The sequence below is a fragment of the Telluria sp. ZT3P26 genome (assembly GCF_059686035.1).
In genome coordinates this window covers 145,682-164,870 of the sequence record NZ_JCASII010000003.1, presented here as the reverse complement: position 1 = coordinate 164,870, position 19,189 = coordinate 145,682, and the positions used below count along the sequence as shown (strand labels likewise).

At 63.6% G+C, this 19,189-nt stretch carries 12 protein-coding genes and 3 tRNA genes; 3 read left to right on the top strand and 12 right to left on the bottom strand.

Annotated features, from left to right (window positions below; all coding sequences use genetic code 11):
* Positions 1–72 precede the first annotated feature (72 nt).
* Positions 73–3,672, bottom strand: a complete 3,600-nt coding sequence (locus tag AC56LN_RS11485) for a hydantoinase B/oxoprolinase family protein (protein ID WP_499571807.1) — start codon at positions 3,670–3,672, stop codon at positions 73–75.
* A gap of 109 nt (positions 3,673–3,781) precedes the next feature.
* Here AC56LN_RS11485 and AC56LN_RS11480 point away from each other — a divergent pair, with 109 nt between their 5' ends.
* Positions 3,782–5,290: an NAD(P)H-hydrate dehydratase gene (locus AC56LN_RS11480; protein ID WP_499571805.1), complete on the top strand. Its 1,509-nt coding sequence runs from the start codon at positions 3,782–3,784 to the stop codon at positions 5,288–5,290.
* A gap of 4 nt (positions 5,291–5,294) precedes the next feature.
* Here the strand turns inward: AC56LN_RS11480 and AC56LN_RS11475 are convergent, their stop codons facing one another.
* On the bottom strand, positions 5,295–5,972 hold the full coding sequence (locus AC56LN_RS11475) for an ABC transporter ATP-binding protein (RefSeq protein ID WP_482900217.1): 678 nt from the start codon (positions 5,970–5,972) through the stop codon (positions 5,295–5,297).
* 49 nt (positions 5,973–6,021) lie between these two features.
* Here AC56LN_RS11475 and AC56LN_RS11470 point away from each other — a divergent pair, with 49 nt between their 5' ends.
* On the top strand, positions 6,022–6,678 hold the full coding sequence (locus AC56LN_RS11470) for an arylesterase (protein ID WP_499571803.1): 657 nt from the start codon (positions 6,022–6,024) through the stop codon (positions 6,676–6,678).
* The gene (mnmH, locus tag AC56LN_RS11465) at positions 6,675–7,736 is read left to right on the top strand and encodes a tRNA 2-selenouridine(34) synthase MnmH (RefSeq protein WP_499571802.1); all 1,062 of its coding nucleotides are present in this window, start codon (positions 6,675–6,677) and stop codon (positions 7,734–7,736) included. The genes AC56LN_RS11470 and mnmH overlap by 4 nt, the downstream gene beginning before the upstream one ends.
* Before the next feature lie 2 nt (positions 7,737–7,738).
* Here mnmH and AC56LN_RS11460 read toward each other — a convergent pair whose 3' ends face one another.
* From AC56LN_RS11460 to AC56LN_RS11415, 10 genes are all read right to left on the bottom strand, one after another.
* The gene (locus tag AC56LN_RS11460; protein WP_499571800.1) at positions 7,739–9,883 is read right to left on the bottom strand and encodes a beta-glucosidase; all 2,145 of its coding nucleotides are present in this window, start codon (positions 9,881–9,883) and stop codon (positions 7,739–7,741) included.
* A gap of 143 nt (positions 9,884–10,026) precedes the next feature.
* Positions 10,027–11,946 (bottom strand): SurA N-terminal domain-containing protein, encoded by a 1,920-nt coding sequence (locus tag AC56LN_RS11455; RefSeq protein WP_499571798.1) that lies wholly within the window; start codon positions 11,944–11,946, stop codon positions 10,027–10,029.
* A 116-nt stretch (positions 11,947–12,062) separates the two neighbouring features.
* Positions 12,063–12,139: transfer RNA gene (locus AC56LN_RS11450), tRNA-Asp, on the bottom strand.
* 25 nt (positions 12,140–12,164) lie between these two features.
* Positions 12,165–12,241, bottom strand: a tRNA-Asp gene (locus AC56LN_RS11445).
* 81 nt (positions 12,242–12,322) lie between these two features.
* The gene (locus AC56LN_RS11440) at positions 12,323–12,595 is read right to left on the bottom strand and encodes an HU family DNA-binding protein (RefSeq protein ID WP_499572484.1); all 273 of its coding nucleotides are present in this window, start codon (positions 12,593–12,595) and stop codon (positions 12,323–12,325) included.
* A 208-nt stretch (positions 12,596–12,803) separates the two neighbouring features.
* Positions 12,804–15,218, bottom strand: coding sequence for an endopeptidase La (lon, locus tag AC56LN_RS11435; RefSeq protein WP_499571796.1), 2,415 nt, complete (start codon positions 15,216–15,218; stop codon positions 12,804–12,806).
* 269 nt (positions 15,219–15,487) lie between these two features.
* Positions 15,488–16,756, bottom strand: coding sequence for an ATP-dependent Clp protease ATP-binding subunit ClpX (gene clpX / locus AC56LN_RS11430; RefSeq protein ID WP_343028154.1), 1,269 nt, complete (start codon positions 16,754–16,756; stop codon positions 15,488–15,490).
* A gap of 181 nt (positions 16,757–16,937) precedes the next feature.
* Positions 16,938–17,555 (bottom strand): ATP-dependent Clp endopeptidase proteolytic subunit ClpP, encoded by a 618-nt coding sequence (clpP, locus tag AC56LN_RS11425; protein ID WP_499571794.1) that lies wholly within the window; start codon positions 17,553–17,555, stop codon positions 16,938–16,940.
* Between the two features lie 78 nt (positions 17,556–17,633).
* The gene (gene tig, locus AC56LN_RS11420) at positions 17,634–18,974 is read right to left on the bottom strand and encodes a trigger factor (protein WP_499571793.1); all 1,341 of its coding nucleotides are present in this window, start codon (positions 18,972–18,974) and stop codon (positions 17,634–17,636) included.
* Positions 18,975–19,005: 31 nt separating this feature from the next.
* Positions 19,006–19,092 (bottom strand) — tRNA-Leu (locus tag AC56LN_RS11415).
* Positions 19,093–19,189 lie beyond the last annotated feature (97 nt).

Here is a 19,189-nt window from a genome sequence, read left to right as displayed (position 1 = left end):
TGGTTAGTGGTAAAAAGCGATGCTGGTGCAGCATACAGGGCGCGCGGGCGGGCCACAATATGCTGCCCCGTGCTAGGGCTTGCCGTAACCCCCGCCGCCCGGCGTCTCGATGACGAACACGTCGCCGGCGGCCATGTCGATCTTGCCGATATGCCCCAGTGGCTCGACGCGGCCGTCGGCGCGCTCGACGCTGTTCCTGCCGCGCGCTGCTTCGCCGCCACCGGCCATGCCGAACGGCGCGTGGATGCGGTTGTTCGACAGGATCGCCGCCGTCATCGGCTCCAGAAAGCGTACCCGCCGCACGCCGCCATTCCCGCCGTGCCAGCGCCCTGCCCCGCCGGAACCGGGCCGGATCTCGTACCGTTCGAGCCGCACCGGGAAGCGGAATTCGAGGATTTCGGGATCGGTCAGGCGCGAGTTGGTCATATTGGTCTGGACCACGTCGGTGCCGTCGAAACCATCGCCAGCGCCGGAGCCGCCCGAGATGGTCTCGTAGTACTGATAGCGGTCATTGCCGAACGTGAAGTTGTTCATGGTGCCCTGCGCCGCTGCCATCACGCCCAGCGCGCCATACAGCGCGTTGGTGATGCAGGTCGAGGTCTCGACATTGCCCGACACGACCGACGCCGGATAATGCGGATTGAGCATCGAGCCAGGCGGGATGATGACCTCCAGCGGTTTCAGGCACCCGGCGTTCAGCGGAATCTCGTCGTCGACCAGCGTGCGGAACACGTACAGCACCGCCGCCATGCACACGGCCGACGGCGCATTGAAGTTGTTCGGCAGCTGGCCGGACGTGCCGGTGAAGTCGATCTGCGCGCTGCGCGCCGCGGCGTCCACGCGGATCGCGACGTCGATGTGCGCGCCATTATCGAGCTGGTAGTGGAAGCTGCCATCCTTGAGCGCCGAAATCACGCGCCGCACCGCTTCTTCTGCATTGTCCTGCACGTGCCCCATGTAGGCCCGCACGACCTCCAGGCCAAAGTGCGCGACCATCTTGTGCAGCTCTTCGACGCCCTTCTGGTTGGCTGCCACCTGCGCGCGCAAATCGGCCAGGTTCTGGTCCGGATTGCGCGCCGGGTAGCGCGCGCCCAGCAGCATGGCCCGCAGCGCCTCTTCGCGCAGCACGCCGTCCTGCCCGTCGATCAGTTTGAAGTTGTTGATCAGGACACCCTCCTGCTCGATGTGGCTCGAGTCGGGCGGCATCGAACCCGGCGTGGTGCCGCCGATGTCGGCGTGGTGGCCGCGCGAGCCGACGTAGAACAGGATCTCGGCGCCCGCTGCGTCGAACACGGGCGAGATCACCGTCACGTCGGGCAGGTGCGTGCCGCCGTTGTACGGGTCGTTCAGGATGTACACGTCGCCCGCGTGCATGCGGCCCGCGTTCTCGCGCATCACGGTCTTGATGCTCTCGCCCATCGAGCCCAGGTGCACCGGCATGTGCGGCGCGTTGGCCACCAGGTTGCCGTCCTGGTCGAAGATCGCGCAGCTGAAGTCCAGGCGCTCCTTGATGTCGACTGAGTGCGCCGTGTTCTGCAGGCGCAGGCCCATCTGCTCGGCAATCGACATGAACAGGTTGTTGAAAATCTCGAGCATCACCGGATCGGCCGTGGTGCCGATCGCGCGGCGTTCCGGCAGCGCTTCCACCCGCTGCAGCACCAGATGGTTGAAGGGCGTCACGCGCGCTTCCCAGCCCGGCTCGATGACGGTGGTCGCATTGTCTTCGGCGATGATCGCCGGGCCGCGCACAGCGTGCCCCGGCTGCAGCGCAGCGCGTGCGTAGACACCGGTGTCGTGCCAGCAGCCCGCGCTGTACATGCGCACGCTGTCCTGCGGGGCCGCTTCACCGACCGGCGTCGTGGTGGCCACCACCTGCTCCGGCGGTGCATCGGACTGGCCGATGGCCTCGACTGACACCGCTTCGACGATCAGCGCGCGCGCCGGCATCAGGAACGAATAGCGCCGTTTGTAGGCTTGCTCGAACTGTGCGGTCATCGCCGCCATGTCGCCCGCAAGCACAACCAGCGCCGAATCGGTGCCTTCGTAGCGCAGGTGCACCCGTTCGACGAGCGTGATGCGCGCCGGCGCCACGCCCTGTGCCAGCAACTGCGCGCGTGCAGCTTCCCCCAGCACCCCGAGGCGCGCGGCCAGCGCCGGCAGCACCGCATCGGCGAGGCGTTCTTCGACGGCCTGCTCGCGCATCGCGCTCTGGTCGGCCAGGCCCATGCCGTAGGCCGACAGCACGCCAGCCAGCGAGTGGATGAACACCGTCTGCATGCCCAGGGCGTCGGCCACGAGGCAGGCGTGCTGGCCGCCGGCGCCGCCAAAGCTGGTGAGCACGTAGTCGGTCACGTCGTGCCCGCGCTGCACCGAGATCTGCTTGATCGCGTTGGCCATATTGCCCACTGCGATGGCGATGAAGCCTTCAGCCACGGCTTCCGGTGCGGGACGCTCGCCGGTGGCGGCGCCGATCTCGCCCGCCAGCGTATCGAAACGGCGGCGCACGGTGATGACGTCCAGCGCTTCATTGCCGCGCGGGCCAAACAGGTGCGGGAAGTAATTGGGCTGCACCTTGCCGAGCATGACGTTGCAGTCGGTGACGGCCAGCGGGCCGCCGCGCCGGTAGCTGGCCGGACCGGGATTGGCGCCGGCACTGTCGGGCCCCACGCGATAGCGGCTGCCGTCGAAATGCAGGATCGAGCCGCCGCCGGCAGCGACGGTGTGGATGCTCATCATCGGCGCACGCATGCGCACGCCGGCCACCTGGGTTTCGAAGACGCGTTCAAACTCGCCCGCGAAGTGCGAGACGTCGGTGGACGTGCCGCCCATGTCGAAGCCGATCACGCGCTCGAAGCCGGCCTGCCGGCTCGCGCGCACCATGCCGACGATGCCGCCGGCGGGGCCGGACAGGATGCTGTCCTTGCCCTGGAACGCGCGCGCATCGGTCAGGCCGCCATTGGACTGCATGAACTGCAGGTTCACGCCAGGCAGTTCGTCGGCCACCTGGTCGACGTAGCGGCGCAGGATCGGCGACAAATAAGCGTCGACGACCGTCGTGTCGCCACGCGCGACCAGCTTCATCATCGGGCTTACTTCATGCGAGACCGACACCTGCGTGAAGCCGATGGCGCGCGCGATGCGGGCCACCGCGGCTTCGTGCGCGGTGTAGCGGTAGCCGTGCATGAAGACGATGGCCAGCGAACGCAGGCCAGCGTCGAACGCCCCCTGCAAGCTGGCCTGCGTGGCGGCTTCGTCGAGCGCCTGCACGATGTCGCCATGCGCGCCGATCCGTTCGTCGATCTCGATTACCTGTGCGTACAGCAGCTCGGGCAGCACGATGTGGCGGTCGAACAGGCGTGGCCGGTTCTGGTAGGCGATGCGCAGCGCGTCGCGGTAGCCGCGCGTGATGGCCAGCACCGTCGGCTCGCCCTTGCGTTCGAGCAGCGCATTGGTGGCCACGGTGGTGCCCATCTTGACGGCCTCGATGCCGGCCGCCGGCAGCGGCGCATCCGGCGCAACGCCCAGCAGGTGACGGATGCCGGCGACGGCCGCATCGCGGTATTGTTCGGGGTGCTCGGACAAGAGCTTGTGCGTGACGAGTTGTCCATCCGGGCGGCGCCCGACGATATCGGTGAATGTGCCGCCACGGTCGATCCAGAACTGCCAATCCATACTCACTCCCTGTGCTGACCAGATGATGGCAGCCATTGTAGTGCGGACGGCGCGCCAACGTTGGCGCGAATGCACGACAATGGGGGCATTCTCATTCACGCAAACGACCATGGCACACCCTCTCTACACCGTCGCGCAGCTGCGCGCCATCGAACACGCGGCCAGCAGCACGCTGGCGCCGGGCAGCCTGATGACCCGCGCCGGCAAGGCCGCTGCCGACTACGCGCTTCAAATTCTGGGCGAATCAGGGACTGACCTGCGTGGCGCGCCGGTGCTGGTGCTGGCCGGTCCCGGCAACAATGGCGGCGATGCGCTGGAGGTGGCGGCCAACCTGGCCGAAGCGGGCGTCAACGCCACCGTGCTGCACTTGCCGGGCGACGGCAATGACGACGCCTCGAGCGAAACCGCTGCCGCCTATGAACGCGCGCGTTCCGGCACCGTGGGCTGGCTCGACATGCTGCCGCCCGATGGCGAGTGGGCGCTCGTCGTCGACGGCTTGTTCGGGATCGGCCTGACCCGCCCGCTCGCGGGCGACTACCGTGACGTCGTCGCGGGCCTCGACGGCCTGCGCTGCCCGGTCCTGGCGCTGGACGTGCCAAGTGGCCTGGACGCCGATACGGGCGCCGTGATCGGCCCCGATGGCGTCGCCGTGCGCGCCACGCACACGATCACGTTCATCGCCGACAAGCCAGGCCTGCACACGGCCGACGGGCGCGATCACGCCGGCGTGGTGCGCGTGGACACGCTCGGCGTGGATGCAGCGGCCACGCCGGCATCGGCAGCCATGAATGGGTTGCCGACGTTTGCGCACTGCTTCGCGGCGCGCCGCCAGAACTCGCACAAGGGCAACTTCGGTGACGTCGCCGTCATCGGTGGCGCGCACGGCATGGCCGGTGCACCGGTGCTCGCCGCGCGCGGCGCGCTGTATGCCGGCGCGGGCCGCGTGTATGTCGCGGCATTGAACACGCCGCCCGGCTACGACAGCAGCCAGCCCGAAATCATGTTCCGCGCCGCCGACGACCTGGATTTCTTTGGCCGCACGCTGGTGCTCGGGCCGGGCATGGGCGACTCGGTCGACGCGATGCGGCTGGTGGCCAAGGCACTCGACAGCGACAGCCCGCTGGTGCTCGACGCCGACGCATTGAACCTGGTCGGCGCCAGCCCGGACCTGCAGGCGCGCCTGGCGCAGCGCAGCGCCCCGGCGGTGCTCACGCCGCACCCGCTGGAAGCAGCGCGCATGCTGGGCATGACGGTCTCGGTGGTGCAGGCCGACCGCCTGGCCAGCGCGCGCGAACTGGCGCAGCGCATGCATGCGGTCGTGATTCTGAAGGGCTCGGGCACCGTGATCGCCGGGCCGGATGGCGCGGTGCTGATCAATCCGACCGGCAACGCAGGTCTCGCTACCGCGGGCAGTGGCGACGTATTGGCGGGGATCTGCGGCGCGCTGCTGGCGCAGGGGTGGCCGGGCAAGGAGGCGGCAGCGGCGGCGGCCTGGCTGCATGGCGCAGCCGCTGACGCGCTGGTCGACGATGGCGTGGGGCCGATCGGCCTGACCGCCGGCGAGCTGCCAGCGGCGGTGCGCAAGGTACTCAACGCGCAGGTGCGCGCAAGTAGCTGATTAATCAGCCGACGAGGCGGCCGGCGGCGATCGTGATCGTGCGGCCGCAACGCGCGGCCATGCCCGGATCGTGCGTGACCAGCACCAGCGTCGAGCCGCGTTCGCGATTGAGTTCGAACATCAGCCCGATGATGGATTCACCGGTGGCCGCATCGAGGCTGCCGGTCGGCTCGTCGGCAAACAGCAGTGGCGGCTGCGTGACGAAGGCGCGGGCCAGCGCCACGCGCTGCTGCTCGCCACCCGACAGAAACTTGGGATAGTGCTTCAGGCGGCTACCCAGGCCAACGCGGCCCAGCATGTCGGCGGCCTTTTCGCGTGCACCGGATTCGCCCCGCAATTCGAGGGGCAGCATCACGTTCTCGAGCGCGTTCAGGTGCGTCAGCAGCTGGAACGACTGGAACACGAAGCCCAGCTTGGCCTTGCGAAACGCCGCGCGGCCGTCTTCATCGAGCGCGAAGATGTCGGTGCCATCGAGGCGCACGGTGCCGGACGATGGCGTGTCCAGACCTGCCAGCAGGCCAAGCAGCGTCGACTTGCCCGAGCCGGAAGCGCCGACGAGCGCGAGCGTCTCTGCCGGTTGCACGGTAAAATCAATCTCTTGCAGGATGGTCAGCTCGCCGCTGGCGTCAGCGACCTTCTTCGACAAGCCGCTGACCTGGATCGCGGGCGGCCGGCCTGTCATTACATTGACGTCAGTGACGTCATTTTTGAATGCCTCGGGATGATCACGCATGCTTGCTTTTCTTAAGAACGCAGTTCTCGGTAAATTGATTGTCGGCGCTGCACTGGGCGCGAGTCTCACGCTGGCCGCGACGGCGAACGCTTATTCTGCACCAAAAACCGTTCTCGTGGTGGGCGACAGCCTGTCGGCCGAATACGGCATCGCACGTGGCGCCGGCTGGGTCGCGCTGCTCGAACAAAAAATGAAGCTTGAGAAAATCGACGCGAAGGTCGTCAACGCGAGCATCAGCGGCGAGACCACCAGCGGCGGCAAGGCGCGCCTGCCCGCCCTTCTGGGCCAGCACAAGCCGGACCTGGTCGTGATCGAACTGGGCGCCAACGACGGCCTGCGCGGCCTGCCGGTGCCGTCGGCCGAAGCGAACCTGCGCGCGATGATCGCCGCAGCGCAGGCGCAGAAAGCGCGCGTGCTGCTGGTGGGCATGCGCATGCCGCCGAACTACGGGCGCGCCTACACCGAGCGCTTCTTCGGCATGTTCAAGACCGTGGCGACATCGACGAAGTCACCGCTGGTGCCGTTCATGCTGGAGGGCGTGGCCGACAAGCCGGCGCTGTTCCAGCAAGACCGCCTGCACCCGACCGCGCAGGCGCATCCGATCATCCTGAACAATATCTGGCCAACGTTTGAAAAAATGGTGAAACAACCATGAAGTATCCGGAAGTCGCAGGGTTCGACGCCCTGCTCCCGCGCCTCGGTGAATTCGATGCGATCATCGACGTGCGCAGCGAAGCCGAATTCGCACTGGACCACATCCCCGGCGCGATCAACTGCCCGGTCCTGAACAACGACGAGCGCATCCTGGTCGGCACGCTGTACAAGCAGACCAGCGCATTCGACGCCAAGAAGGCCGGCGCGCCGATCATCGCGCGCAATATCGCGCACCATATCGACACGCTGTTCCACGACAAGCCGCGCGACTGGCGCCCGCTCGTGTACTGCTGGCGCGGCGGCAACCGCAGCGGCGCGATGGCGCTGATCATGGCGCGCATCGGCTGGCCGGTGGCGCAGCTGGAAGGCGGCTACAAGAATTACCGGGCCTGGGTCAGCGCGGCGCTGGCCGAACCGCCCGCTGTCGATTTCCGGGTCGTCTGCGGCCCCACCGGCAGCGGCAAGAGCCGCCTGCTGGAAACGCTCGACGGCATCGGTGCGCAGGTGCTCGACCTGGAGCAACTGGCCGCGCACCGGGGTTCGGTACTGGGCCACTTGCCGAACGAACCGCAGCCAAGCCAGAAACTGTTCGAGACACTGGTGCTGGCAAAGCTGCGCAGCTTCGACCTCGCGCGCCCCGTGTTCGTCGAGGCCGAAAGCAAGAAGGTCGGCAACCTGCGCGTGCCGGATGCCGTGATGACGCGCATGCGCGCCGCGCCCTGCATCGACCTGCAACTGGCGCGCCCCGAGCGCGTGCGCCTGCTGATGGAAGACTACCGGCACTTCTGCGCCGATCCGTCGGTGCTGGCCGATCAGCTGGTGCACCTGACGCTGGTGCATGGCCGCGCCAAGATCGCCGACTGGCAGGCGATGGCGCAAGGCGGCGCGCTGCCGGCGCTGGTCGACGAACTGCTGGTGCAGCACTATGACCCGGCCTACCTGCGCTCGATCGACCGCAACTTCGTCCAGTATCCGCAGGCGCAGGTGGTGGAACTGGCCGATATCGGCACCGAGGATTTCCTGGCCGCAGCACGCCGCCTGCACGACGCGCCGGCCTGACGCTATGGCGTGAGCTGGCGCAAGTCGTCGATCTCGATATCCTGCCAGAGCGCGTCGTCGCCCGCGTGCTGCGCCGCCCACACGCGGTACACGCCGGGTTCGATGGCAAAGCCTGGCGCGTCGCCACCCACCCGGTAGCGTGCCAGGATGCGCGGCTCGAGGCCGATCTTGACGCTGCTGCGCTCTCCGGCGGCCAGCGTTGTTTTGGCGAAGCCTGCCAGGCGCCTGACGAAACCGTCCGCGCCCGGTCTGGCGACATAAATCTGCACCACGACCGAGCCAGCGCGCGTGCCGGTATTGGCTACCTCAATGCTCGCCGTGTAACGCCCGTCGACATGCACGCGCAGACCGCTCAAGGCGAATGTCGTGTACGACAAGCCGAACCCGAACGGGAACAGCGGCTGATGCCCTTCACGCGCGAACCAGCGGTAACCGACATCCGACCCGTCGATATCGTAGTCGAGCGGGATGATGCCGCCCTTGCGCGGCGTGGCCGGGTTCGACGTTGTGGTCTCCGGATCGATCTGCACGGGACGCGGCAACTGCGCTTCGCTGGCCGGGAACGTCACGGGCAAACGGCCGGACGGATTGACGCGTCCGAACAGCACGCCTGCCACGGCCGGCCCGCCGCCGGATCCCGGGTACCAGGCCGCCAGGATCGCGGCCACGTCATCACGCCATGGCATCGTGACGGGACCACCTGACTGGATGACGACGATCGTCGCCGGGTTGACGCCGGCAATCGCCGCGATCAGCGCATCCTGGTCGTCGGGCAGCGCGAGGCCAACGGCGTCGAGGCCTTCCGAGCGCCATTCCTGCGCGAACACGATCACCGCATCGGCCTTGCGCGCTTCGGCGAGCACCTGTTGCCGATCGGTGCCGCCGACGAACACGACGTCGTGGGCGCCGCTTTCTTCTTCGATAGCGGAGACGAGCGACGACGGCTGGACGACCTTGGCCACGTCCATCCCCATGATGCTGGTGCCGGGCAGTTGCAGGCTGCCGATCGGCGTCACGGCCGACGAACCGCCGCCACACAGCACGCCATGGTCGACATGCTCGCCGACGATCAGCAGGCGGTCCAGGCGCTGTGGCAGCGGCAGCGTGGCGTCCCGGTTCGCGAGCAGCACGATGCCTTCTTCGGCCTGGCGCTGCGCAATCAGCTTGTGCTGGCTGAAGTCGATCGGCTGCCTGCGCTCGTCAAGCGGCGCTGCATCCAGCGCGCCGACGTCGATCAGGCCCGTGAGGATGCGCGCAACCATATTGTCGATGCGCGATTGCGGCACCTGGCCGTCGCGCACGGCATCGCGCAGGGCCTGGCCAAAGTAATGCGCGTCGTCGAGATTGGCGCCTGATTGCACGTCCAGTCCGGCCAGCGCTGCCTTGACGGTCGAATGGGTGGCGCCCCAGTCCGACATGACCCAGCCGGGATAACCCCATTCGTCCTTGAGCACCTGCTGCAGCAGGAACGCGTTCTCGGACGCGTAGTGGCCATTGACCAGGTTATAGCCGGGCATGACGGCGCCCGGCTTGCCGGTTTCGATCGCGATCTGGAACGCCAGCAGGTCCGATTCGCGCAGCGCCGCTTCGGCCAGGTTCGCACTGACCATCACACGCCCCGTTTCCTGGCCGTTGGCGACGAAATGCTTGACGGTCGAGACCACACCCTGCGCCTGGATGCCGGCGACCGAGTGGCCGGCCAGCACGCCAGTGAGCAGCGGGTCTTCGCTGATGTATTCGAAATTGCGCCCGCCGCGCGGTTCGCGGATCAGGTTGGCGCCACCCGCGAGCTGCACATTGAAGCCCTTGGCGCGGGCCTCGCGCCCGACCAGTGCGCCGCTGTCGTGGGCGAGCTGGCGGTTGAAGGTTGCGCCCAGCAGCAGCGAGCTGGGCAACCCCGTCGCATGGTCGCCCGGACGCACGCCGCCGATATTGCTGATCCCGAGACTGGCATCGGCCTGCTGCATCGCGGGGATGCCCAGGCGCGGGATGCCGGGATAGAACGCGGCCGAACCGATGGCGCCCTGCGCTGCCAGTTCATCGGTCAGGGGGATGGCCATCGGGCCGGACAGCCAGGCGAACTTTTCGTCTCCGGTCATGCGCGCGACGAGGTCCCGGGCGCGCTGACGGCTCGTGGTGGTGGTCATTGGAACGATCCCTTCGTGGTTGGCAGCAGTCAATACCGCCAGTGTTCCAGATGTCACGTCCCACGTCGGTTAAGCACATCGCAAAAAAGCCCGGCTGCTTGCGCAGCCGGGCTTTCCCAGGTCAGGTAACGGTACGCGACGACTTATTGCGCGTCGGTGTTCCCGCTCAGCTGCGACGGCGTGGCCGTCACCTTGGCCTTGGCCTTGACCTTCAGCGCTTCGACATAATCGACCATCTGCTGCTGGCCCATCATGCTGCCGATCTGGTCGGCTTCCTGCTTGCGACGCGCCGCATCGAGCTGCGCCGGCTGCGAGACCTTGTTGATGCGGTAGACGGCGTAGCCCTGGCCCGGGACATCGACACCGACATACGCCGGCAGTTTGGTCGCATCCGCCTTGAGTACGGCAATGGCGCCGGGCTGGTTGATCGTCGGCTGCTTGGTCCGCGACACCACGACCGGTGCGCCGAAACCGGTCGCATCGCCTGCTGCCTTGGCCGCAGCCAGCTTGGCTTCACCCGCCTGGCGTGCCAGGCGCACGGCTTCTTCAATCGTTACGCGCTGACGAATCTGCGCCTCGACGTCGGCCAGCGGACGCTTGGCAGCCGGACGCAGTTCAACCACGCGACCTGCCACCAGCACGCTTGGCGCCACTTCCACGGCTTCGGTATTGCGCTTGTTCTTCAGCGCGTCATTGCCGAACAGCGCAGTCAGGAACTTGGCGTTGTTGAACGGTGCATCGCCCAGCGCCGGATTCGGGGTACGGGTCAGGTTGTCGACGGTCTGGATCTGCAGCTTGAGCTTGTCAGCCACTGGCTTCAGGCTATCGGACTGGTCATACGCCGTCTCGGTGAACACGCCAGCCAGTTCGGTGTACTTGGCGGCCATCTTCTGCTTTTTGAGGTCGCCTGCGATCTGTTCGCGTGCCGTGTCCAGCGACTTTTGGGTCGCCGGCTTGACCGAGTTCAGCTTGATGATGTGCCAGCCGAATTCCGACTGCACCAGGCCGCTCGTTTCGCCCTCTTTCAACGCGTAGATCGCGTCTTCGACCGACTTGACGAACAGGCCCTTCTCGACCACGCCCAGATCGCCGCCGGCCTGGGCCGAGCCCGGATCCTGCGAGTTGGCTTTGGCAATGGCGGCAAAATTGGCCGGCGCTGCGCGCACTTGCGCCAGCACAGCTTCCGCTTTCGTCTTGGCCGCAGCCTGGTCGGCTGGCTTTGCATCCTTGGCCACCGTGATCAGGATGTGGCTGGCGCTGCGCTGCTCGGGCGTCGTGTAGTTCTTCAGGTTCTTGTTATAGAAGTCGCTGATTTCGGCGTCCGACACCTGCACCTGGTTTTCGACGGTGGCGGCGTTGAAGACGACATACTCGGCCTTGACCTGTTCCGGGATCTGGAACAGCGTCGCGTTCTTGTCATAGTAGGCCTTGACCATCGCGTCGGTGACTTTCACCTGCGGCAGGTAGGTCGCGATCGGGAACACGATCTCCTGCACTTCACGCTCCTGGTCATTGATGTTCGACAGGCGCGTTGCGACGCTGCGCGGTGCAAATGCGGTGGCCTGGATCGAACCGGTCAGCTGCTGCACGGTGAGGTCACGGCGCAGGCGCTGGTCGAACATCGCCGGCGTCATGCCTTGCGCTGCCAGGGCGGCCTTGTAGCCTTCCATGTCGAAGCCACCGTCCGGCTGGCGGAACTGCTGGATCTCCATGATGGTCTTTTGCAGCGTTGCATCGCTGACGTTCATGTGCGAGCGGGCGATCTCGGTGCTGATGGCGCGTTCGCCGACCAGATTGTTGAGGATCGTTTTTTTCGCTTCGGCGGTTTCGAACATCTTCTGGTCGAACTGGGCGCCCATCATCTGGCGCGCCTGGTCGATCTGGCGGCGCTGCGCGTCTTCCCATTCCTGGCGCGAGATCTTTTCGCCGCCAACGGTGGCGACGTGCGTTCCCGCATCATTACTCTGGTAACTCTCCATCCCGACAAACACAAACGATGGGACGATCAAAAGAAGCAGGATCCCGTACATCCAACGCTTGTTGTTCCGAATAAATTCAAACATGGTCAGCCATTCAAGGTTGAGAATGCAATAACAGCACAAGTTAAAAAAAAAGGCGAACTCGCGTTCGCCTCTTCTGGCGGAGCTACCCCGAAGGGCACTCCATACTACTCGAATTCTGGCGGAGCGGACGGGACTCGAACCCGCGACCCCCGGCGTGACAGGCCGGTATTCTAACCAACTGAACTACCGCTCCAGACATACTGTCTGTGCGTTTTTTGTGGCGGAGCGGACGGGGCTCGAACCCGCGACCCCCGGCGTGACAGGCCGGTATTCTAACCAACTGAACTACCGCTCCAGCAAAAAACACACCAACGAACATCAGGGACTACACAACAACCCCTGTTGCTTTCCTTCGCTTGTCACCGCGAAGAAGGCATTAGTTTACAGCATCTTTCAGCGCTTTACCAGCCTTAAATTTCGGGACGCGTGCGGCCTTGATTTTGATGGGCTCCTTGGTGCGCGGATCGCGGCCCGTGCGTGCGGCGCGTTCACCGACCGAGAACGTGCCAAAACCGACCAGCGTGACGCTGTCGTTCTTTTTCAGGGTCTCGGTCACGGCGTCGATCACGGCGTCGAGGGCACGCGCTGCCGATGCCTTGGTAATATCCGCGGACTTCGCGATTTCTTCGATCAGTTCTGTCTTGTTCACTCGTTCCCTCGTTTCCCGTTCGTGACGCACGCGCGCCGCTGCTGCAAAAGTGCAGGCCGTATTAAACAAGGGCAACATGGCGCTGTCAAGCGAGGCCGCTTCAACGCAGGTTCATCTGTGGCATATGGCGCGCCAACACGACGCCGCAAAAAAAAACAGGCGCCACACGGGCGCCTGTTTCAGGAAGCTGCAAGCAGCTCCATACTATTTAATGCTTGACCACTTCGGGCTTGGCTTCCACCGGCGCTGGCGCAACGGCCACCGCAGGATCGTCCACCAATGGCTGCGGCTGGCGTTCCAGTGCGATCTCCAGCACTTTCTCGATCCAGCGCACCGGCACGATCTCGAGCTTGTTCTTGACGTTGTCCGGAATCTCGGCCAGGTCCTTCACGTTCTGCTCGGGGATCAACACCGTCTTGATGCCACCGCGATGCGCTGCCAGCAGCTTTTCTTTCAGGCCGCCGATCGGCAGGACTTCACCGCGCAGCGTGATCTCGCCCGTCATTGCCACATCGGCGCGCACCGGGATGCCCGTAAAGGCCGACACCAGCGCCGTCGTCATGCCGATACCAGCCGACGGTCCATCCTTCGGCGTCGCGCCTTCCGGCACGTGGATGTGGATATCGGTCTTCTCGAACGCCTCGTTCTTGATACCGAGGCGCGCGGCGCGGCTGCGCACCACGGTGCGGGCAGCTTCGATCGATTCCTTCATCACGTCGCCCAGCGTACCGGTGCGGATGATGGCGCCCTTGCCCGGCACGTTGACGGCTTCGATCGTCAGCAGATCACCACCGACTTCGGTCCACGCCAGACCCACCACCTGGCCGACCTGGTTGTCTTTCTCGGCCACGCCAAAGTCATAGCGACGCACGCCCAGGAACTTGTCCAGGTTCTTGCCGTTGACGATGACGCGCTTGTCGACGCCCGTGCCCGGCTTCTTGAGCAGCAGCATCTTGACGACCTTGCGGCAGATCTTCGAGACTTCGCGCTCGAGCGAACGCACGCCGGCTTCCCGGGTGTAGTAACGGATGATGTCGCGGATCGCCGTCTCTTCGACCTTGATTTCCTCTTCCTTCAGGCCGTTGTTCTTCAACTGCTTCGGCAACAGGTAGCGCAGCGCAATGCTGGTCTTTTCATCTTCGGTGTAACCCGACAGGCGAATGACTTCCATGCGGTCCAGCAGCGCCGGCGGGATGTTGTACGAGTTCGAGGTCGCCACGAACATCACGTCCGACAGGTCGAAGTCCACTTCCAGGTAATGGTCCGAGAACGTGTGGTTCTGTTCGGGGTCCAGCACCTCGAGCAGGGCCGACGACGGATCGCCACGGAAATCGGCGCCCATCTTGTCGATCTCGTCGAGCAGGAACAGCGGGTTGCGGACGCCGACTTTCGCCAGCGATTGCAGGACCTTGCCCGGCATCGAACCGATGTACGTGCGGCGGTGACCGCGGATCTCGGCTTCGTCACGCACGCCACCCAGGGCCATGCGCACGAACTTGCGGTTCGTCGCGCGGGCGATGGACTGGCCAAGCGAGGTCTTGCCGACGCCCGGAGGACCGACGAAGCACAGGATCGGTGCTTTCAGCTTCTCGACGCGCTGTTGCACTGCGAGGTATTCCAGGATGCGTTCCTTGATCTTGTCCAGGCCATAGTGGTCCTGCTCGAGGACGGCTTCGGCATTGGCCAGGTCGATGGCGACCTTCGACTTCTTGCGCCATGGGAGCGACACCAGTGTGTCGATGTAGTTGCGCACGACGGTAGCCTCGGCCGACATCGGCGACATCAGCTTGAGCTTGCGAATTTCAGCCTGGGCTTTTTCCATGGCTTCTTTCGGCATCTTGGCGGCGACGACCTTCTTCTCGAGTTCCTCGATGTCGGCGCCCTCTTCCCCTTCGCCCAGCTCTTTCTGGATCGCCTTGACCTGCTCGTTCAGGTAGTACTCGCGCTGCGACTTTTCCATCTGGCGCTTGACGCGGCCACGGATGCGCTTTTCGACCTGCAGGATGTCCAGCTCGCCTTCGAGCTGGCCGAGCAGGTGCTCGAGGCGCTTGGCGACGTTGAAGATCTCCAGGATCACCTGCTTCTGCTCGAGCTTGAGCGGCAGGTGCGCCGCGACGGTATCAGCCAGGCGGCCTGCATCATCGATGCCGGCGAGCGACGCCAGGATTTCTGGCGGAATCTTTTTATTGAGTTTGACGTACTGGTCGAACTGCTGGACGATCGCGCGGCGCATTGCCTCGACTTCGGAGTCGTCGCCGACTTCCGATTCGACTGGCGTCAGTTGCGCCGTGAAGTGGGTGGCGCCGTCATTGATCGTATCGATGCGTGCGCGCTGCGAACCCTCGACCAGGACCTTGACGGTGCCGTCGGGGAGTTTCAGCATCTGCAGAATATTGGCAACGCAGCCGATCTCGTAGATGTCTGCGGCGGACGGTTCGTCCTTGGCGGCGGCCTTCTGGGCGGCCAGCATGATGCTCTTGCCCTGCTCCATCGCGGCTTCCAGAGCCTTGATCGATTTAGGGCGGCCAACGAACAGAGGTATCACCATATGCGGGAACACAACCACATCGCGCAACGGCAGAAGTGGCAGCGTCGTTTGCTCGGTTAATTTCGAAGTTGTCATGGCATACCTTATAAAAAGCGTGTTCTGAACTTGGGCACTGGACGGCCAAAACACAAGACCGGCCGGTAAAAATATATTCTGTAAGTAAAAGAAAAGTGACTTGTCAGAGCATATAGCCGTTCCAATAAAAAACCCGCTGAAAATGAAAAAGCCACCGCGCGGCGTACCGCGAGTGGCTTTTCGAATGAAGCCGGGATCTCTTATTGAGATTGATTGTACCGAGTTGAATCCGTGCGGCAAGCAATTTGTCGCTTGCGCCCGGATTTTTTTCAGTTTTCTCCCGATGCTTTCGCCGTTTCGCTATAAATCAGCAAAGGTTTCGCGCCGTTCGTGATCGTATTTTCATCGATCACGACTTTCACGACATTCGTCTGGCCTGGCAATTCATACATCACGTCAAGCAGCGCATGTTCGAGAATCGAACGCAGACCACGCGCACCCGTTTTGCGTGCCAATGCCTTCTTGGCAATTGCGTGCAATGCTGCCGGACGAATCTCCAGTTCGGCGCCTTCCATTTCGAGCAATTTCGAATATTGCTTGATCAGCGCATTCTTTGGCTCGATCAGAATCTGGATCAGCGCTTCTTCAGTCAGCTCGGACAAGGCAGCCACCACCGGCAGACGACCGACCAGTTCGGGAATCAGGCCGAACTTGATCAGGTCTTCGGGTTCGGCCTCGAGCAGAATCTCGGCGTTGTAGCCGGAATCGAGACTCTTGACCGTGGCGCCGAACCCGATGCCGCTCTTGACCGAACGGTTCTGGATCACCTTGGCCAGGCCGTCGAACGCGCCGCCGCAGATGAACATGATGTTGGTCGTGTCGATCTGGACGAAGTCCTGGTTCGGGTGCTTGCGACCGCCCTGCGGCGGCACCGATGCCATCGTGCCTTCGATCAGCTTGAGCAGCGCCTGCTGCACGCCCTCGCCCGACACGTCGCGCGTGATCGACGGGTTGTCGGACTTGCGCGAAATCTTGTCGATCTCGTCGATGTAGACGATGCCGCGCTGCGCCTTTTCGACTTCGTAGTTGCAGCTCTGGAGCAGCTTCTGGATGATGTTCTCGACGTCTTCGCCCACATAACCGGCTTCGGTCAGCGTGGTCGCATCGGCAATCACGAACGGCACGTTCAGCATGCGCGCAAGCGTCTGGGCCAGCAGCGTCTTGCCGGAACCGGTGGGGCCGACCAGAAGGATATTGCTCTTGGCCAGTTCGACTTCGTCTTTCTTGCCCAGGTGCTTGAGGCGCTTGTAATGGTTGTACACCGCCACCGACAGGATGCGCTTGGCCGTTTGCTGGCCGATCACGTACTGATCGAGCAGTTCAGTGATTTCAAGAGGCGTCGGCAGGTCGGACTTGGTGCCCGTCACTGTTTCGACGTTCGAAGTTTCATCGCGGATAATGTCGTTGCACAGGTCGATGCATTCGTCGCAGATGAAGACCGACGGTCCTGCGATCAGCTTCTTGACTTCGTGCTGGCTCTTTCCACAGAACGAGCAGTACAACAGTTTTTCGCCGCTGGAGGATTTTTTCTCTGACATGGGGGCAGGACTCTATTGAATTGCTATGAATATAACGCTTAACCGGAGACGCAACAAGAGCGAATCCAAGGGCGCAACTGGCGCGCATGCGAACATGCTACCCGAAATAAAAAACAAACGCCCGAACGTGTTCGCGTCCGGGCGTTTTTTCCAACATCACGCTGGATGCTCGGGCAATTTCTTAGGCGCGGTGGGTCAGTACCTTGTCGATCAGCCCATACTCCACCGACTCTTCAGCCGACATGAAGCGGTCACGGTCGGTGTCGCGGTGGATCTGCTCGATGCTCTGGCCGGTGTTATCCGACATGATGCGTGCCAGACGCTCGCGCAGGTACAGGATTTCCTTGGCCTGGATTTCGATATCCGAGGCCATGCCCTGCGAGCCGCCCGATGGCTGGTGAATCATGACGCGCGAGTTCGGCAGCGAGAAACGCTTGCCCTTGGCGCCGGCTGCCAGCAGGAAGGCGCCCATCGAGGCCGCCAGACCCGTGCACAGCGTCGAGACGTCGGGCTTGATGAAGTTCATCGTGTCGAGGATCGCGAGACCGGCCGAAACCGAGCCACCCGGCGAGTTGATGTAGAGCGAGATATCCTTGTCAGGATTTTCGCTTTCCAGGAACAGCATCTGGGCGACGATCAGGTTGGCCATCTGGTCGTTGACGGGACCGACCAGGAAAATCACGCGTTCTTTCAAGAGGCGCGAGTAAATGTCGTAGGCGCGCTCGCCGCGACCACTTTGCTCGACGACCATCGGCACCAAGCCGAGTGCCTGTGTATCCAGTGCTGGATTGTGCATCATACCTGTCTCGTTCCTTGTTAGGGGTTGGTCAAATGGGCCATTGAAAAAAGCCGGCCTCGAGGGGCCGGCCTGCTTTTCTTAAGCCTGTGGGACGCTGCCCATCAGTTCATCGAAAGCGACGGTCTTGTTCGAGACCTTGGCCTTGCCGAGTACGTAGTTGACGACGTTTTCTTCCAATACAAGGGCTTCGACTTCACCAAGGCGACGACGATCGCTGAAGTAGTACTTCAGGACTTCTTTCGGGTCTTCGTAGCTTTGCGAGAAATCTTCGATCTGGGCTTTCACCTGATCTTGCGTAGCTTGCAGGTTATTGTCAGCGACCAGTTGCGACAGGATCAGACCCAGGCGCACGCGGCGCTCGGCCTTGTCCTTGAACATCTCGGACGGGAATGGCAGCTTGGCCACGTCCATGCCGCGCTGTGCCATGTCCTGGCGGGTCATTTCGGCCAGGCGTTCCGAATCCTGCTCGACCATCACGGTCGGCACGTCCAGCTCGGTTGCCTTGACCAGTGCATCCATCACGGCTTCCTTGTTGCGGGCCTTGACGCGGGCGCGCACTTCGCGCTCCAGGTTGACCTTGATGTCTTCGCGCATTTTCTCGATCGAGCCGTCTTCGATTCCCAGCGACTGGGCGAATTCGGTATCGACGGCAGGCATGTGCGCCCACTCGAGTGCTTTCAGCGTGATGGTGAACTCGGCGGTCTTGCCGGCGACGTCCTTGCCATGGTAGTCCTCAGGGAATGCCAGTGGGAAGGTCTTGGCTTCGCCGACCTTCAGGCCGATCGTTGCGGCTTCGAACTCCGGCAGCATGCGCCCTTCGCCCAGCACGAAGGCATAGCCTTCGGCCTTGCCGCCGTCGAATTCGACGCCGTCCAGCGTGCCGACGAAGTCGACGGTGACGCGGTCGCCATTGGCTGCGACTGGCTCGCCGCCGGTGCCGTGTTCGCCTTCTTCACCCTTGGTGTGGTAGTGCACGCGCTGCTTGCGCAGGATGTCGATGGTCTTGTCGATTTCGGTGTCGGACACTTCGGTCACGACGGTTTCGACTTCAACCGCTGCCAGGTCGCCGATGACGACTTCTGGATAGACTTCGAAGGTAGCGTTGAATTCGAGGACGCCTTCAGGGGCGTCGTCTTTTGGCTCGATTTTCGGGAAACCGGCAACGCGCAGTTCATTCGCGACAGCGGCTTCGTTGAATGCGCGGCCAACTTTGTCGTTGAGCACGTCCGATTCGATCTGGTAGCCGTACTGGGCAGCGACCATCTTGAGCGGCACTTTGCCCGGACGGAAGCCAGGCGCCTTGGCCGTCTTGGCCTGCTGTTTCAGGCGCTTCTCGACTTCAGTGCGGACGTCAGCGACCGGAAAAGAGATCGTCAGGCGACGTTCGAGTTTACCCAGGGTTTCGACTGCAGTTGCCATTGTAAAAATCGTCCAAAAAAATAATTATTCGTGGTGCGAGGAGGGGGACTCGAACCCCCACACCATTGCTGGCGTCAGGACCTAAACCTGGTGCGTCTACCAATTTCGCCATCCTCGCTCAGGATTGCAATATCGCCTCAAAAACAAAGGGCGCCCGACAGTAGAACCCGGCCGCCCTGCACTCCATTGTTTAGGGGCTACAACTTCAATCGATT

Coding starts and splice junctions, on each gene's coding strand:
- clpX (WP_343028154.1), bottom strand. CDS start 16,756: ATGTCAGAGAAAAAATCCTCCAGCGGCGAAAAACTGTTGTACTGCTCG.
- AC56LN_RS11485 (WP_499571807.1), bottom strand. CDS start 3,672: ATGGATTGGCAGTTCTGGATCGACCGTGGCGGCACATTCACCGATATC.
- AC56LN_RS11455 (WP_499571798.1), bottom strand. CDS start 11,946: ATGTTTGAATTTATTCGGAACAACAAGCGTTGGATGTACGGGATCCTG.
- tig (WP_499571793.1), bottom strand. CDS start 18,974: ATGGCAACTGCAGTCGAAACCCTGGGTAAACTCGAACGTCGCCTGACG.
- mnmH (WP_499571802.1), top strand. CDS start 6,675: ATGAAGTATCCGGAAGTCGCAGGGTTCGACGCCCTGCTCCCGCGCCTC.
- clpP (WP_499571794.1), bottom strand. CDS start 17,555: ATGATGCACAATCCAGCACTGGATACACAGGCACTCGGCTTGGTGCCG.
- lon (WP_499571796.1), bottom strand. CDS start 15,218: ATGACAACTTCGAAATTAACCGAGCAAACGACGCTGCCACTTCTGCCG.
- AC56LN_RS11480 (WP_499571805.1), top strand. CDS start 3,782: ATGGCACACCCTCTCTACACCGTCGCGCAGCTGCGCGCCATCGAACAC.
- AC56LN_RS11475 (WP_482900217.1), bottom strand. CDS start 5,972: ATGACAGGCCGGCCGCCCGCGATCCAGGTCAGCGGCTTGTCGAAGAAG.
- AC56LN_RS11470 (WP_499571803.1), top strand. CDS start 6,022: ATGCTTGCTTTTCTTAAGAACGCAGTTCTCGGTAAATTGATTGTCGGC.
- AC56LN_RS11460 (WP_499571800.1), bottom strand. CDS start 9,883: ATGACCACCACCACGAGCCGTCAGCGCGCCCGGGACCTCGTCGCGCGC.